Source organism: Nodosilinea sp. P-1105 (assembly GCF_012911975.1).
Classification (GTDB): Bacteria; Cyanobacteriota; Cyanobacteriia; order Phormidesmidales; family Phormidesmidaceae; genus Nodosilinea.
The window spans coordinates 22,448-35,329 of sequence record NZ_SMDQ01000061.1 but is presented as its reverse complement, the minus strand read 5'-3'; the positions used below and the strand labels follow the sequence as shown (position 1 = coordinate 35,329).

Sequence of the window (12,882 nt, the reverse complement as noted above, 5' to 3'; positions counted from 1 at the left end):
TGACGTCGGCTATTCCTAGCGCTGTACTACCCGCCAAAATAGTTGTCGTCACCCGCCAAAGTAATTGTCATCTAATAGATGTCGGCAACTCATGCACCTGGCAGGCCCAGCCCGTAAGACGGAACGCGATGGTCTGACGCACATCAGTATCGTAAATTTCAGGATATGTGTTGGATACCGCTTCAAGTTTACGTCGCAGCAGTTCCCGCACCTGGGGCAAGGGTTGATGATGCAACGCCTTACGAATACCTTGCATCATTTTGGCAACTTCAGCGTTACCTTCTTCGGTATACATGGCCCAATCTTGGGGTATAGCGTCCATAAGCACTCCTAAATCTTGATCTTTTGGGGCATAAATGAGCAAATAGTTCCAGTGAGGCATGTGACGGCGGTAGAGACGCAAACATGCTTCAGCGTCTGACCGACGGCGAAATCGACTGACAACAGCATTTTGCATGTCTGGAAGCTGACGAACAATCGCCCAGACATCGAATGGACTGACACTCATAGTGGAATAATTTGAATCAGGTGAAAACTAGGTGAGACACTGGATAGAGTGCCTTCCCAAAGTTTTAGCCTGCTCTAGAACAAGACTAGAAACCAGTTTCTAGAAAAGAAGTGCCTTTGTCAACCCCTGTTTCTAGAAATTAATTTCTAATGTCGTCAATCCAGTCTGAACCATCCCCCCAATCCACCCTCAAGCAACTGAGAGAGCAAGCCGGTCTCTCCCAAGAAGGTTTGGCCAGGGCCATTGGGGTGAGTGGTAAGACGGTAAGCAACTGGGAACGAGGCATGAGCATCGCGAGTTTGACTATCCCTCAGGTAAAGACCCTCTGTAAAGCTTTGGGTGTAACGCTGGATGAACTTCCCGATGACTTTAGCTCTCAGGGAGAATAACCTGAGGGAGTATGAGACTATCATCAATCCCTCAACCTATGGATGACAACCGGGCGGCAGAGAGTAGTTCTAGCGAAGATCTGTTTGTCGATATCTTTCAAGAGGTGTTGGGATTCGAGCGTACCCAGCTTTTGATCCCTCAATATCCTTTCATCGATATATATGATGGGGGCCGCTTCATTGACTTTGCTTTTATTTCACGACTAGATAAGTATGCTTTTGAGGTTGACGGTGAAGCCTGGCACGCTCCAGATGGGGCTATGGTTGACTACCCAGACTATCGCGATCAGCTTTTGCGGCAGAATAGCCTGATTTTTCAAGGTTGGCGAGTTTATCGCTGGACAGATGTGCAACTTGCTCAGGAACGCGATCGCATCCAGCAGCAGCTTGAGCTATTTCTAGAAAAAGAGATTACCGCTGGTACTTTGGATGGATTTTTACCCAAACAAGAAGCCGGGGAGATTTCTTTACGAGAACATCAACTGGATGCTGTTCAGCAACTCGAAACCCTAAGAAGCCAAGGCAAAACAATTACATTATTGACTCATGCCACGGGTACGGGCAAAACCCATGTAGCGATCGCCGATGCCAAAAGACTTGGTCTCAGAACGCTTTACCTGGCCCATCGTCGTACCCTGCTAACCCAAACCCAGGAACGATTCAGCGAACTCTGGCCAGAGGTAGACTCGGCTATTTTTCAAAAAAAACAAGGCAAGCCCAATACCCATGTTGTGCTTTCCACAGTACAGACTCTTTCCGGTGCATTAGATTTATTTGACCAGCGAGAATTTGGTTATATCGTTATTGACGAGAGTCACCATGCCGCCGCAGAAACCTACCGAAAAGTGATCAGCTATTTTCGGGCTAAGTTTATTCTTGGGTTAACGGCTACCCCAGATCGTCACGATGGACAATCATTAATTGAGATTTTCCAAAACTGTGCCCATCGATTAGAACTTGAAGAGGCCATCGAGCGAGAATTATTAGTTCCCATTCGTTGTGTGCGAGTTAAGACCAATATTGACCTTAGTAAGCTTCGCTATAACGGGGTAGACTATCGCGCCCGAGATCTGGGAGAGGCGCTGAAAATTCCTGATCGCGATCGCCTCATTGTCGAGACTTACCGCACCCACACCCCGGCCAAACGTGCGGTTTGCTTTTGCATCAATGTCGATCATTCTGAAAGCATGGCCAGTGCTTTCAATCAGCAGGGCATCAAGGCAGCGCATGTATCAGGGCGGATGGGCGAACAGCAGCGACAGCAGATTTTAGATGCCTACCGGGCTGGGGATATTCTCGTCCTTTGTGCCTGCGACATTCTTAATGAAGGATGGGACTCTCCTGAAACTGAAGTGTTGCTGATGGCACGACCCACCCTGAGTAAGGTGGTCTATGTACAACAACTGGGACGGGGCACCCGCAAAGCTCCTGGTAAAGATTGCCTGCTGGTGTTCGACTTTATCGACAACACCAGTCGCTATGCCCAGGCCATGAGTGCCCATCGCCTGTTCAAAAAGCCTCACTATCGCCCTGGTGCCCTGGTGGCAGCTCCCAAAGAAGCCCTTGACCATGAGGCAGAACAGTTTGCCAGAGGGGAGAAGCCAGCTGCCATTCTAGGTTTGCACCTCTGGGCAGAAAAATATGAGGTGATTGATATCTTTCGCTGGCAAGATGAAGTTCAGGATATGTATCAGGCCAGCGAACTGGAGGCCGAATTAGGGATTGGTGAAAGCGTAGTCCGTCGTTGGGTGGAAGGCAATAAACTCCGGCCTGATCATACGATTCCGGTGGGCGATCGCGTTTACCACTACTTCAAAAAAGATCGCCTCGACGAGATCCGTCAGCAGTTCAACATTGAGCCTATTACCAAGACAAACATCAAAGCCAAATTTTTTGAGTTCGTTGAGCAAATGGATCGACGTTACTCCTATAAGCCGGTGCTACTCCTTGGTTTGCTAGAACTGGCTAATGATAAGGGACAAGTCACTATTCCTGACCTGGTGCGGTTCTTCAAGCACTTCTACCTGCAACGCTTAGAAAATGGCCAAATCGTAGAGCAGTCTACCAGTCGCCTGGCTCACATTACCGATCTTACCGACAGCGACATTGAACGCATTATGTTGGCCATGCCCTTCGAAAAATTCGAGCGGCGAAAATTTGTGCGGCGGCAAAAAGAACTGACCCAGCTTAAATTCGACCCTATGCTGTGGCGGCAGCTTAGCGATGCAGACCGGGTCACCCTGGCACAACTGGCCCAAACCGCCCTAGACCTGTACTACGATCGCCTTACTGGTTAACCTTACCCGCCACTTCTTAAACCTTGACAATTGAGATTGGGCAAAAGCGCGATCGCCTCCAATCCTTCCTCCAAGCCCAAATCCCCGACCTAGTGATCAACGGCGACCCGCACAACCGTCTAGCCGGTAACCTGCACATCTCTATCCCCGGCATTCCCAACAGCGCCGTCATCGCCAGGGTGCGCCACAAACTGGCCATTTCCACCGGCTCCGCCTGTTCCTCAGGCGTTGAAGCCCCATCCCATGTGCTCAGGGCGATGGGGCTGGCAGAGCCAATTGTTGAAGGTGCCCTCAGAATTGGCCTAGGCAAGTTCTCTACCGACGATGACGTTCATCAAGCCGCCGAAATTCTGATTCAAGCTATCCAAGCCATTAAGCAGGTAATGGCTTGATGCGGCCTAGGAACAAGTCGTTCAGCCCTCAATCCGTGGCAAATACTTAACCAACGCCTACCCTTCGGGAAGCCGCTCCGCGTCTACATCACCTCATCGGGGCCAAACTGAAGGGGGCGATGGCCCTTAGGGGCCGGTTCTTGACCAACGGCGTTGGGGGCGCTGAGGAAGTCGGTCCACTCGCTACGCGCAAGCGCATGCCCGGAGGGCTTTAGATTTCGGCAAAGCCGAGCTGATGGAGGGCGACGACGACGGAGCTGGCGGAGCGTTTGGTGCCGATGACGAGGATTTTGACGGGTTCGCGTGACCCCCTAGGGTCGGTCTTTGACCATCGGGGTGGGGGTAGCTGAAGCCGCTAAAGCCTTTATCGAAGGCTATCTTCTCAACGAAATGCCATAGGCCGGGCAATGCCAGCCCTGCTAACCATCGGCAGATTCCATTAGAGCATCAATATCGCTAATAAGCCTGGAAAGACTGGTCTGAATGATATCCCAGACCACAGCGTCAGAGACAGCTCCATAGCTGTGGGTCAGAAGATTGCGAAAGTCTACGATTTTGCGGGCTTCGGCTATTTGGCGCTCCAGATCAGGCGATCGCCGCATAGCCTGATTCAACGCTTCTCCAATGGTGATGAACTGTCGCTCGACGGCTGAGCGCACCATTACGTCGGCTCGGTAGCTGTCAAAAGTATGGGCAGCGGTAAAGGTTTGAATCAACTCTCCAGCCTGCTGAATGTCGTACAGATACCGTAGCAGTTCAAGATCCATAGACGGTCAGCCGGTCAGGAGCGATAACTTTTAAAAAGTAAGGATTTTTGATGGCGTTCAGATCGACTAAATCGACCGTGCGCCCCAACAAATCGCTAAGGCCCTGCTTGAGGCTAAAAAAGCGATTGGCAGCCCCATCGGGGGATTGGATGGCGAAGGCTACGAGAAAATCAAAGTCGCTGGTCTGGGCATTGAAGGTTGATCGAGTAGCCGAACCAAATAAATCGAGTTGGGCAACCTGGTTGCGGCGGCACAGCTCAGCGATTTCGGCCTGTTTGGTCTTTACCATCTCTATGGCCCCGGTCTCCACAACCCGTTTCCTCGCAGCACAGCTCATCTCAGCTCATTCTACCTACTCTCTCTGGTTCAGGCAGCACCCGATACAAACCCTGCACCACCCTTCATTCCCTCACCACCCCACCACCCTCACCACCCCACCACCCCTTACTCCCTGGGCAAATACCTCACCAATGCCTACTCTTCGGGAAGCCGCTCCGCGTCTACATCACCTCATCAGGGCCAAACTAGAAACTGGAGGGGGCGGTCGGCGTTGGGGGCGCCGAGGAAGTCTGTCCACTCGCTACGCGCAAGCGCATGCCCGGAGGGCTTTAGATTTCGGCAAAGCCGAGCTGGTGCAGGGCAACGACAATGGCGCTGACGGACTGCTTGGAGCCGATGACGAGAATTTTGACGGGTTCGCGATCTGGGTGGGGATAGCTGTGGAGTTTGAGGGTGAGTTCGAGGTGGACTGGCCCAGAGGCTTGGGTGGACTGGTCAGGGGAAGCAAGGAAGGCTTTGGTTTGCATGATAGCTTTTGACGTCAACAGATTCGATGACAGCATCATCGTCAACTAATTTGTTGTCGTCAACTGATTTGTTGTTTACTCAGTCAATCTCCTCTGACACCATGAGGTCATGGGAAAAGCAGGACAGGTACTCAGGCAAGTGCTTGAGGAGTATGAGGTGAGTCAGTACAGCCTTGCTATGGCTCTCAATATTGAGCGTAATAGCGTCTACCGATGGGCGAATGAGAAAAGCGACCCGTCGGGGGAGACTATTGTGGACATTGTCAGAGCCCTCAAAGGCCTCAACCCTTCAGCCGCAAAAGCCTTTGTTGAGCGCTACTTACTAGATGAAGTAAAAGACCTCTAATCCGATAAGTCTAATCCACCGTAGGTTGGGTGCAGCGAAGCGGAACCCAACACCCCCAACCCACGCCCCTCTACTCTCGCCCAATCTTCTCATCAAACTCAATCGCTCCACTCGCCCCCCAATCTGCCGGATATGCCCCATCTTTGATATAGCGATGAAAGCTGGAATAGGGCCAATCCATAGGTGCTCTGACCAGGCCATGTTTTACAGGGTTGTAGTGAATATAATCCACATGCTGGCTAAAGTCGGCTTCGTTGCGAATTTGATGTTCCCAAAACCGTCGCTGCCAGATGGCTTGTTCGCCTTTACGTTGGCGAGAAAGGTTTTGGCTTTGTTTGTAGGCTTGTGGACACCGCAGGCTAAACCGGGCTTTGATGTGTCTCCATCGGGATGAATAATCGGCGGCGGCGTCGGGTAGGGTCCAAATGCTGTGGAGGTGATCAGGCAGAATGACAATGGCGTCAATTATAAATGGAGATTCTGTTTTGACGGTGTTGAAGGCTTGACGGAGTAAGGCTATAGTGTAGTCGCTGAGAAATAACGGTTGTCGATTGTAAGTAACGACGGTGAAAAAGTAGGTTGCCCCTGGGGTTTTGACGCGGCGGTAGTACATGAGATGGTGGAAAGTTGCATGCGCTTAGGGTAGGTTGTTGGGTGGGTGAACTATCAGCGATGTTGAGTTCCGCTGGCGCTCCACCCAACCTACGTTCACTCTATAGCTACTTACAGTTGAGAAAAAGCTCAAGTAGGATAAATTTAAAGATGTAATATTTCTTGAGGTGTCCTAATGGACGATTTTGAAAAAGCCCACAATGCCTACAAATCTTTTTGTGAATCTAGCGGTCAACGTTATGAGAGACCGTCGAAGATGCACTCCGATATCAAGTTAGGTACTCTTTACCTGAAAACTAGTACAGGCAGCATTCTAAGTTGCTACAATATCAACACAGGCCAGCTTAGTTAGAAAAATGGCACTGGACTGTTAGTCGGCGATGACCCCTCAGAAGCCTTGCTGAACAAGGGTTTTGCGCTATTCTCGGCACGTTAGGCCAAACCTTTGTAAGATAGGCACTTCAGGCATTCATCACCTCTTTAGAGACCAGTTCCCCAACCTAACATTGGCTAAGGAATTTCCAAAATGCGCTCCTGAAACCACCTAAAAACGTGGGTTTGATGTTGTAATGGATATATTCAATATGCTGACTCAGATCAGTTTCGTTGCGAATTTGATGTTCCCAAAACCGTCGTTGCCAAATCGCTAATTCACCTTTGTGTTGTCGAGATGTTGGAGCAGGCTGTTTGAATTCGATGGGGCATTTGCGGCTAAGTTTGGCTTTGATGCGTTGCAAGCGAGAGGAAAAGTCGGCGTCGCCTTTGGGTAATGTCCGGAGGGTATAGAGATGATCGGGCAGGATGATGATGGCATCAATGGTGAAGGGCTTTTCGATTTTGACGGTATGAAAAGCATGGCGGAGATGGTGGATGGCTCAGGTATTTTGGAAGATGGGTTGCCGCTGGTGGGTAACAACGGTAAAAAAGTAGGTGGCTCCTGGGGTGGTTGCACGGCGGTAGTGCATCTTGGGAATGGGGCTTTGATGGTTGAGAATGTTAGGCTTTGCCAAGGGCTTGGGGTGTTGGGTTCCGCTTCGCTGCACCCAACCTACTTACTATCATCTTTCCTGGTATTTAAAAGATCCTGAATGCCCTTAATAAATGTGAGCTTTTCGCCAAATTGAGGATCTATCTCAACAACAAAAAATAGCACTGAAAAGGTAAAAGATCCCAACAATAAGTAATCCATAGAATTTGGCGGAATTCCTATTGGACTCAGATCAAGAATCCAAAGTAATATAAATGGCAGGGACATCTTAAGTAGCAGATTTATCCACTGGCTAGCTTGACTTACCAAAAAATCTTTAGCAGGAATGTCAGCCCTGGGAAGTCGATCAGTCCTAGGTAAGTCATGATAGTTACCTTGTAGGATATTCCTAAGGTCAGTTTTTAGTCTTACAGTAAGAGCTTCTCCGGTGTCAGGCATAGGGGTATAGAGCCACATTTGCAATACCTGAAACCCATTGGCTATACTTTTAAACTCTCTTTCAATCAACGCTTTCTCCCGAGCATCATTAACGCGAATTTTTCGCGGTAGAAACCTTGAAAAACAGGCAGCTATTTTCTCTAATGATTCTATGACATCGTTCTTGACAGCAATACTTTCAAGCTTTTGTGAAGGCAAGGACTCACCATCAAGAAATAATATTAATCTTCCTAGTTCCGACACAATAATTGAGTCTGGGATACTTCTTTTTAAGGTTAATTCAGCAAAGGCGTTTAAAGGAATTCCGAATAATATGGAAAGAGAAAGTCCAACAAGAATGAATATTCCTATTGCTCCAGCGAAAACATAAAGACGGCCAGGGGATGAAGGATAAGTAGACAACGCTGTCCAGATTCCCCATGCAGCAAGAAAAAGAGAAGTCAAAGAAAGAGCTATTAATATTCTTGCAAGCTTTCTTCCAGCGGATTCCGAATCTCTATTTTTCGTTTGATAATCAGCCTCCCGCTTATCATATTCTTGTTCTTTCGAGTCAATAAAATAGATGATTTCTTTAATGAAGAGGCTCCACAGAATGTAGAAACACAACATTAAAAATACTATGCCCCAAATGATTTCATGATTACCAACAAAACTATCTGTGTATACGACCTGAGTTCCTAGTCGAATGCCTTGTTGATACAAGAAATATGTTAGGCTATGCATGTAAAGAAAGAGAGCCAGAACAGACAGAAAGAAAATCAAAAAAGTCAAATTGCTAACGCAAGAATTCAATTTATTTGAAAATGAAATATATTTTTTATAATGATTCTTGAATGTATCCTCTTCGCATGAATTAGCATTGAACACTCCGCAGGTGACCAGTTTTCTGGTCACTCGTTCAGTTGCATTAATCTCTAATTCCTTTATTCTTAAGAGGTCGATTTCCGTTTCTGTTAACAATTTAATGAATTTTATGAGTAACATGGGCGTGTCTATTGCTGTATTTTTTGCTTCTTTAGTGGCAGGATTCTTGCTCAATAAAATCTGTTCTAATTAATGAGAAAGAATGCCTATCGTTAAGTCATTATTACTTATCCAATACTCCGCCTCTCCCTATGCCACCTCAATCCCTCCAAACTCGGCATAAACCTTTCCTCCCTCGGTGACTCAAGCCGCTCCCCTTGAAACTGCATCATCCCTCGACTTCCCACCGCAGCCTCATCCTTAAAGCGCTGCCAGAGAATCACAATGCGATAATCATCATCCACCCCAAACCAGCGTAGTCAGTATTTAGCCTTAAACAGCCAGTTTTTTAATTGTAGATACCTCCTCTAAAGCCAATATCTTGAATGAGTAAAATCTCAATCTCACTGTTAACTACGGTGAAAATGACGCGAATTTGACCAACTCGAAGTCGAAAGTACCCATCCCATTGACCCTTCAACTTTTTGATATCTAGCTCTGTAAATGGAATTACCCCTTCGGTTTCGAGCATAGACTGGAGTTGAAGAATCTTCTGGCGGACTTTCTCGGCAGATTGAGCATCGAGTTTCTTTAGAAACTTGACAGCCTTCTTGCTAAATCGGACCTCCATGCTTCACCCAGTCAGTTAAATCAACAGTTTCAGAAGCATCGAGATCCTTTGGAGAACCAACCTGAGCGTCTATCTCAGCTTGTTCCTCATCGCTCACAAAGGGCATCAGGAGCTTACACAGGTTTAACCGTTCTTCCCGCAAAACCTCTCGCAGGCTTTCCTTGATCAATGCCTTCAATGTTTCGGAATTTAAAGCCTCTGTAGATTTCATCTAGATAATCCTGATACTTTGCCTTCTATCGTAATCCAGTAACCCTAAGGCGGGCACTGACAAACCTCAATATCTTTACCCAACCTCCCACCTCTCCCGATGCCACCTCAATCCCTCCAAGCTCGGCATAAACCTTTCCTCCCTCGGTAACTCAAGCCGCTCCCCTTGAAACTGCATCATTCCTCGACTTTCCACCGCAGCCCCCTCCTTAAAACGTGCCCAGGGAATCACAATCCGGTAATCGTCATCCACCCCAAACCACCCGTTGTCAAACGCCCTGTGGTGATTTTTGCATAAGACCAGCCCATTCATATGGGGTCATTAACTTGCTCTAACAACTCAAACAATCTGGGTTTCAGCACTGGCAAATCTTGCTCAACCACCACCCAAACCTCAGCCACATCCACCCGCAAATAATCATGGATAAGTATGTCTCTGAACCCTGCCATTTGTCGCCAGGGTATATCGCCATTTTCTTGCCTTAATTCCATCGAGAGGCGTTTCACCGCTTCACCTATTACCTCAAAATTACGAATCACCGCATCCTGAACCATTCGGTTACGAAAAAACTCTTCCCTTCCATCCACTACATATTGCTCAATTTGGCTAATACACTCCACGATATTACTCAGGTAAAGGCGATCTACGTTCATAGTGGCCTGGCATCCTGCAAAACCTGGTCTTTAATGCATTCATGCAGCGTCCTAGGGGTTGCCACATCGACCCGACATCCCAGCAAATCTTCCAAATCTTGCTTTAGGGCAATGCGATCTAACAGACTATGCCCTGGCTGCATCTCCACCAAAAAATCGACATCACTGGCCTGGTGGCTTTCCCCACGGGCAACTGACCCAAACACCCGCACGTTGTACGCTCCATAACGCTCAGCAATATCAAGAATGCTGTTCCGTTGAGTATTCACTCGCTCATTCAGCAGCGCTGTATCGAGTACCATTCTCTCTCTAGTAATGCGGTCCATTCCCGTTCAGTAACACTCACTATCCTATCTCCCACCTCTCCCGATGCCACCTCAACCCCTCCAAACTCGGCATAAACCTCTCCTCCCTCGGTAACTCAATCCGCTCCCCTCGAAACTGCATCATCCCTCGACTTCCCACCGCAGCCTCTTCCTTAAAACGTGCCCAGGGAATCACAATCCGGTAATCGTCATCCACCCCAAACCAACCGCGATCAAAGGCCCAGTGGTGGTTCTTGCAGAGGGCCAGCCCGTTCACAAAGCGATCGTCCCGAAACTCTGCAAACGGCTGAATATGGGCTCCATCTACAATATTCGCCCCATCCCAGCTCACCACCCGCAGTTTGCAAAACGCGCAGCGCTGGTCGTATAGCTTCACCACATTGCGCCGAAACGCCGCATTCCGCACAAAGATCTGATCCTGGTCCTTCAGATCCTCCACATTGTAAGTGGCCCCACCCGAGTCCAACAGGCTTTGTTGCACCGCTTCAAACTCATCATAGGTAAACGACTCGGCAATCTCCCCCGCCTTTTCAGGAAACCACGCTTGAATCAGAATCGTGGTCAGCTCCGTGCGGGTTTGGGGGGTTTGCAGCAGGGCAAACAGTTCCCCATCCAGGTAGGCATACTTCACCGCCGCTCGTAGAACAGGCAGCGTACGAAACTTCACCCGAGCCGCGATCGCGGCCTCAAACCCAGGGTTCGGCATCAGGTGCCAGAAGTTATCGCCAGTTAGGTGAAAAAACGGCAGGGCAATATTCGAGTGGTGATCGCTGGCCACAAACCGATGCCAGAACTTGAGAAAGTTTGCCGTCAGTTCCGGCGACAGGTAAATCTCGTTGCGGTGGATCTGCTCCTTTCCCAACAGATCCAGCACCGCCAGTAGCAAGATCGGTTTATGGGGAGCAACGCCCTTGGCCCGGTCAACCCGCAGCTTAACGAACCTCTTAGCGTAGTAGGTCAGGTCTTTGGTCAAACCCCTGGGCCATAAACATCAGACATCGGTCAGCCCGTCCCCATAGAGGGCGTAGGCCTCTCTAAGGTAGCCTGGGGAGTCTTGAAATTCATCGGTTTTTGAAATTTCCGTTACAGGTCATCACCCCTTTGGCGACAAAACCTGAGCCACCGACAACTCCAACCCCGGAAACTGGGGCGATCGCAGCACCCCATCTACTCCTAACGCCTCCGCCTCGTACAATCCATCCACCAGGGTCAAAACCGTTACCCTGGCCTTATCGGGGTCAACTATCCAATATTCAGCAATCCCCCGAGCCGCATATTCCGAGCGTTTATAGCGATAATCGCGGTCTTCATTCTCCTTCCCCGGCGACACCACCTCCACCACCAACAGCGGTGCAGGCATCTCTTCTGTAATCGTGCTGCGGCGATTCCCCGCCAGAGCGGCCACCAGGTCTTCACCGATAATCATTAAGTCCGGCAAACGCGCCCGACCCGCCACAATAATTTCTGTCTCGTTTCGCCGCACCCGCTCAAAGGAAATAAGCTGCAAAAACTGGGCCATCAAATACCTGGCAATCAGTACATTTTCTTCACTCTCTGGCGGCATTTCAATGATTTCCCCATCCACAAATTCGCAACGGCCCTCGGGGCCATCCTCAAGGCTCAGGTAATCAGCCAGAGAGAGTTTAGTTGTCACCATCGTCCAGTCACCCCCCAGTTAGCGACGAACAAAATAATCGACGGCAAAGCCAACATCGGCAAACGCCACCGGGTAAACCTGTCCTTGAGTAAAGGTCTGTTGCTGCCGGTAGCCATTCGCCCCAGGCTCAGTAAACACCACCAACTCCATCTTCTTAACCGTTGTCAGTGCAACGACCATCTAGCCTCCCTGAGGATTATGGCTAAACAGCTCCAATAGCCAACGGGTGATGGTGGCATCGTCCTCAGTGCGAGAACGAATCAAAGCCGCTTCTAACGTATGCATCTCCAACCCCGGCAACACCTTAGACGCTAAAACCTGTCCACTGCGCTCCTCCGCGATTTCAAAAGCAATCACCTGGGCCGCCTGCACATCCACAACCCAATATTCCGCACTGCCTAAGCGCTCATAGAGTAAACGTTTTTTGCCCAAATCATCATCTAATGTGGTTGAGGCAATTTCGACCACGAGCTGGGGCGCTCCATATTCGAGCACATCAATTGGGCTGTTGTCCTGCGGTGGCAGGCTAAACCCCTGACCCAAATAAAAGGCAATGTCAGGCTGGGCATCTTGTAAGCCCGGTTTGCGAAACGTGGTATTGGTCAGCTCTACCATGCGCATCCCCTTGAGGGTGGTAAATAGCACCACCAGGGTTGAAACAATCGAGTTTTCCCGTCCGTGTAAGGCACCCAGGGGCGACATTTCTAGCCTCATCCAACCCGAATCAAAATAACAGCGAGAGCCCTCTGCTGTGGAAGACTCTAGCCGCCCTAAATACTCAGCCCATGAGGCCATCACCCATTCATCGAACTGAATCGATTGGGATTCTGGGGTTGTGCTAACCATGGCATTACCCACTGCCATCTACGCCTGCATCCATTTTAATCACCTTGCTATC

The 12,882-nt window shown here is 49.2% G+C and carries 18 protein-coding genes and 1 pseudogene; 5 read left to right on the top strand and 14 right to left on the bottom strand.

Features of this window, described 5'->3' with window-relative positions; genetic code table 11:
- Positions 1-67: 67 nt before the first annotated feature.
- Positions 68-508 carry a hypothetical protein gene (locus E1H13_RS20590; RefSeq protein WP_169616108.1) on the bottom strand — a complete coding sequence of 147 codons (441 nt, stop codon included), beginning with the start codon at positions 506-508 and terminating at the stop codon, positions 68-70.
- A 149-nt stretch (positions 509-657) separates the two neighbouring features.
- On the opposite strand from E1H13_RS20590, the gene E1H13_RS20585 reads away from it, so the two are divergent.
- The 3 genes and pseudogenes from E1H13_RS20585 to E1H13_RS20575 all read left to right on the top strand — a co-directional run.
- On the top strand, positions 658-897 hold the full coding sequence (locus E1H13_RS20585; RefSeq protein ID WP_169616172.1) for a helix-turn-helix transcriptional regulator: 240 nt from the start codon (positions 658-660) through the stop codon (positions 895-897).
- A 38-nt stretch (positions 898-935) separates the two neighbouring features.
- A complete protein-coding gene (locus tag E1H13_RS20580; RefSeq protein WP_169616170.1) occupies positions 936-3,194 on the top strand; it encodes a DEAD/DEAH box helicase family protein in 2,259 nt (752 codons plus the stop codon).
- Between the two features lie 44 nt (positions 3,195-3,238).
- A pseudogene (locus E1H13_RS20575) lies at positions 3,239-3,586 on the top strand (aminotransferase); the annotation flags it as partial.
- Between the two features lie 419 nt (positions 3,587-4,005).
- On the opposite strand, the gene E1H13_RS20570 reads toward E1H13_RS20575, so the two are convergent.
- The 3 genes from E1H13_RS20570 to E1H13_RS20560 all read right to left on the bottom strand — a co-directional run bounded on the left by E1H13_RS20570 (position 4,006) and on the right by E1H13_RS20560 (position 5,159).
- Positions 4,006-4,353 (bottom strand): HepT-like ribonuclease domain-containing protein, encoded by a 348-nt coding sequence (locus E1H13_RS20570; RefSeq protein WP_169616168.1) that lies wholly within the window; start codon positions 4,351-4,353, stop codon positions 4,006-4,008.
- Positions 4,343-4,642: a nucleotidyltransferase domain-containing protein gene (locus E1H13_RS20565; RefSeq protein ID WP_169616166.1), complete on the bottom strand. Its 300-nt coding sequence runs from the start codon at positions 4,640-4,642 to the stop codon at positions 4,343-4,345. The genes E1H13_RS20570 and E1H13_RS20565 overlap by 11 nt, the downstream gene beginning before the upstream one ends.
- 319 nt (positions 4,643-4,961) lie before the next feature.
- Positions 4,962-5,159, bottom strand: coding sequence for a hypothetical protein (locus E1H13_RS20560; RefSeq protein ID WP_240966758.1), 198 nt, complete (start codon positions 5,157-5,159; stop codon positions 4,962-4,964).
- Positions 5,160-5,268: 109 nt separating this feature from the next.
- Between E1H13_RS20560 and E1H13_RS20555 the strand changes: the two genes are divergently transcribed.
- Entirely contained in the window at positions 5,269-5,505 is a 237-nt protein-coding gene (locus E1H13_RS20555) for a helix-turn-helix transcriptional regulator (RefSeq protein WP_169616164.1), read from the top strand.
- A gap of 70 nt (positions 5,506-5,575) precedes the next feature.
- On the opposite strand, the gene E1H13_RS20550 is transcribed toward E1H13_RS20555, so the two are convergent.
- Positions 5,576-6,118, bottom strand: coding sequence for a transposase (locus E1H13_RS20550; protein ID WP_169616162.1), 543 nt, complete (start codon positions 6,116-6,118; stop codon positions 5,576-5,578).
- Between the two features lie 787 nt (positions 6,119-6,905).
- Here E1H13_RS20550 and E1H13_RS20545 point away from each other — a divergent pair.
- The gene (locus tag E1H13_RS20545) at positions 6,906-7,205 is read left to right on the top strand and encodes a hypothetical protein (protein ID WP_169616160.1); all 300 of its coding nucleotides are present in this window, start codon (positions 6,906-6,908) and stop codon (positions 7,203-7,205) included.
- On the opposite strand, the gene E1H13_RS20540 is transcribed toward E1H13_RS20545, so the two are convergent.
- The 9 genes from E1H13_RS20540 to E1H13_RS20495 form a co-directional block, all read right to left on the bottom strand.
- Complete coding sequence (locus tag E1H13_RS20540; RefSeq protein ID WP_169616157.1) at positions 7,166-8,581, bottom strand: hypothetical protein; 1,416 nt, start codon at positions 8,579-8,581, stop codon at positions 7,166-7,168. The two genes, E1H13_RS20545 and E1H13_RS20540, sit on opposite strands and share 40 nt — an antisense overlap.
- A 274-nt stretch (positions 8,582-8,855) precedes the next feature.
- The gene (locus E1H13_RS20535; RefSeq protein ID WP_169616155.1) at positions 8,856-9,137 is read right to left on the bottom strand and encodes a type II toxin-antitoxin system RelE/ParE family toxin; all 282 of its coding nucleotides are present in this window, start codon (positions 9,135-9,137) and stop codon (positions 8,856-8,858) included.
- Positions 9,121-9,348 (bottom strand): hypothetical protein, encoded by a 228-nt coding sequence (locus E1H13_RS20530; protein WP_169616153.1) that lies wholly within the window; start codon positions 9,346-9,348, stop codon positions 9,121-9,123. The genes E1H13_RS20535 and E1H13_RS20530 overlap by 17 nt, the downstream gene beginning before the upstream one ends.
- 308 nt (positions 9,349-9,656) lie before the next feature.
- Positions 9,657-10,001: a HepT-like ribonuclease domain-containing protein gene (locus tag E1H13_RS20520; RefSeq protein ID WP_169616150.1), complete on the bottom strand. Its 345-nt coding sequence runs from the start codon at positions 9,999-10,001 to the stop codon at positions 9,657-9,659.
- Positions 9,998-10,303 carry a nucleotidyltransferase family protein gene (locus E1H13_RS20515; RefSeq protein WP_169616148.1) on the bottom strand — a complete coding sequence of 102 codons (306 nt, stop codon included), beginning with the start codon at positions 10,301-10,303 and terminating at the stop codon, positions 9,998-10,000. The genes E1H13_RS20520 and E1H13_RS20515 overlap by 4 nt, the downstream gene beginning before the upstream one ends.
- Positions 10,304-10,346: 43 nt before the next feature.
- The gene (locus E1H13_RS20510; RefSeq protein ID WP_169616146.1) at positions 10,347-11,300 is read right to left on the bottom strand and encodes an HNH endonuclease; all 954 of its coding nucleotides are present in this window, start codon (positions 11,298-11,300) and stop codon (positions 10,347-10,349) included.
- Positions 11,301-11,420: 120 nt separating this feature from the next.
- Positions 11,421-11,984 carry a Uma2 family endonuclease gene (locus tag E1H13_RS20505; protein ID WP_169616144.1) on the bottom strand — a complete coding sequence of 188 codons (564 nt, stop codon included), beginning with the start codon at positions 11,982-11,984 and terminating at the stop codon, positions 11,421-11,423.
- Positions 11,985-12,002: 18 nt separating this feature from the next.
- Positions 12,003-12,164, bottom strand: coding sequence for a hypothetical protein (locus E1H13_RS20500; protein WP_169616142.1), 162 nt, complete (start codon positions 12,162-12,164; stop codon positions 12,003-12,005).
- Positions 12,165-12,830, bottom strand: coding sequence for a Uma2 family endonuclease (locus E1H13_RS20495; protein ID WP_169616140.1), 666 nt, complete (start codon positions 12,828-12,830; stop codon positions 12,165-12,167). It abuts the gene before it with no gap.
- Between the last annotated feature and the right edge of the window lie 52 nt (positions 12,831-12,882).

Bases quoted from the DNA above. Each gene is read 5' to 3' on its own strand.
- E1H13_RS20590 (WP_169616108.1), bottom strand. From the start codon at position 508: ATGAGTGTCAGTCCATTCGATGTCTGGGCGATTGTTCGTCAGCTTCCA.
- E1H13_RS20585 (WP_169616172.1), top strand. From the start codon at position 658: ATGTCGTCAATCCAGTCTGAACCATCCCCCCAATCCACCCTCAAGCAA.
- E1H13_RS20580 (WP_169616170.1), top strand. From the start codon at position 936: ATGGATGACAACCGGGCGGCAGAGAGTAGTTCTAGCGAAGATCTGTTT.
- E1H13_RS20570 (WP_169616168.1), bottom strand. From the start codon at position 4,353: ATGGATCTTGAACTGCTACGGTATCTGTACGACATTCAGCAGGCTGGA.
- E1H13_RS20565 (WP_169616166.1), bottom strand. From the start codon at position 4,642: ATGGTAAAGACCAAACAGGCCGAAATCGCTGAGCTGTGCCGCCGCAAC.
- E1H13_RS20560 (WP_240966758.1), bottom strand. From the start codon at position 5,159: ATGCAAACCAAAGCCTTCCTTGCTTCCCCTGACCAGTCCACCCAAGCC.
- E1H13_RS20555 (WP_169616164.1), top strand. From the start codon at position 5,269: ATGGGAAAAGCAGGACAGGTACTCAGGCAAGTGCTTGAGGAGTATGAG.
- E1H13_RS20550 (WP_169616162.1), bottom strand. From the start codon at position 6,118: ATGTACTACCGCCGCGTCAAAACCCCAGGGGCAACCTACTTTTTCACC.
- E1H13_RS20545 (WP_169616160.1), top strand. From the start codon at position 6,906: ATGATCGGGCAGGATGATGATGGCATCAATGGTGAAGGGCTTTTCGAT.
- E1H13_RS20535 (WP_169616155.1), bottom strand. From the start codon at position 9,137: ATGGAGGTCCGATTTAGCAAGAAGGCTGTCAAGTTTCTAAAGAAACTC.
- E1H13_RS20530 (WP_169616153.1), bottom strand. From the start codon at position 9,348: ATGAAATCTACAGAGGCTTTAAATTCCGAAACATTGAAGGCATTGATC.
- E1H13_RS20520 (WP_169616150.1), bottom strand. From the start codon at position 10,001: ATGAACGTAGATCGCCTTTACCTGAGTAATATCGTGGAGTGTATTAGC.
- E1H13_RS20515 (WP_169616148.1), bottom strand. From the start codon at position 10,303: ATGGTACTCGATACAGCGCTGCTGAATGAGCGAGTGAATACTCAACGG.
- E1H13_RS20505 (WP_169616144.1), bottom strand. From the start codon at position 11,984: ATGGTGACAACTAAACTCTCTCTGGCTGATTACCTGAGCCTTGAGGAT.
- E1H13_RS20500 (WP_169616142.1), bottom strand. From the start codon at position 12,164: ATGGTCGTTGCACTGACAACGGTTAAGAAGATGGAGTTGGTGGTGTTT.
- E1H13_RS20495 (WP_169616140.1), bottom strand. From the start codon at position 12,830: ATGGTTAGCACAACCCCAGAATCCCAATCGATTCAGTTCGATGAATGG.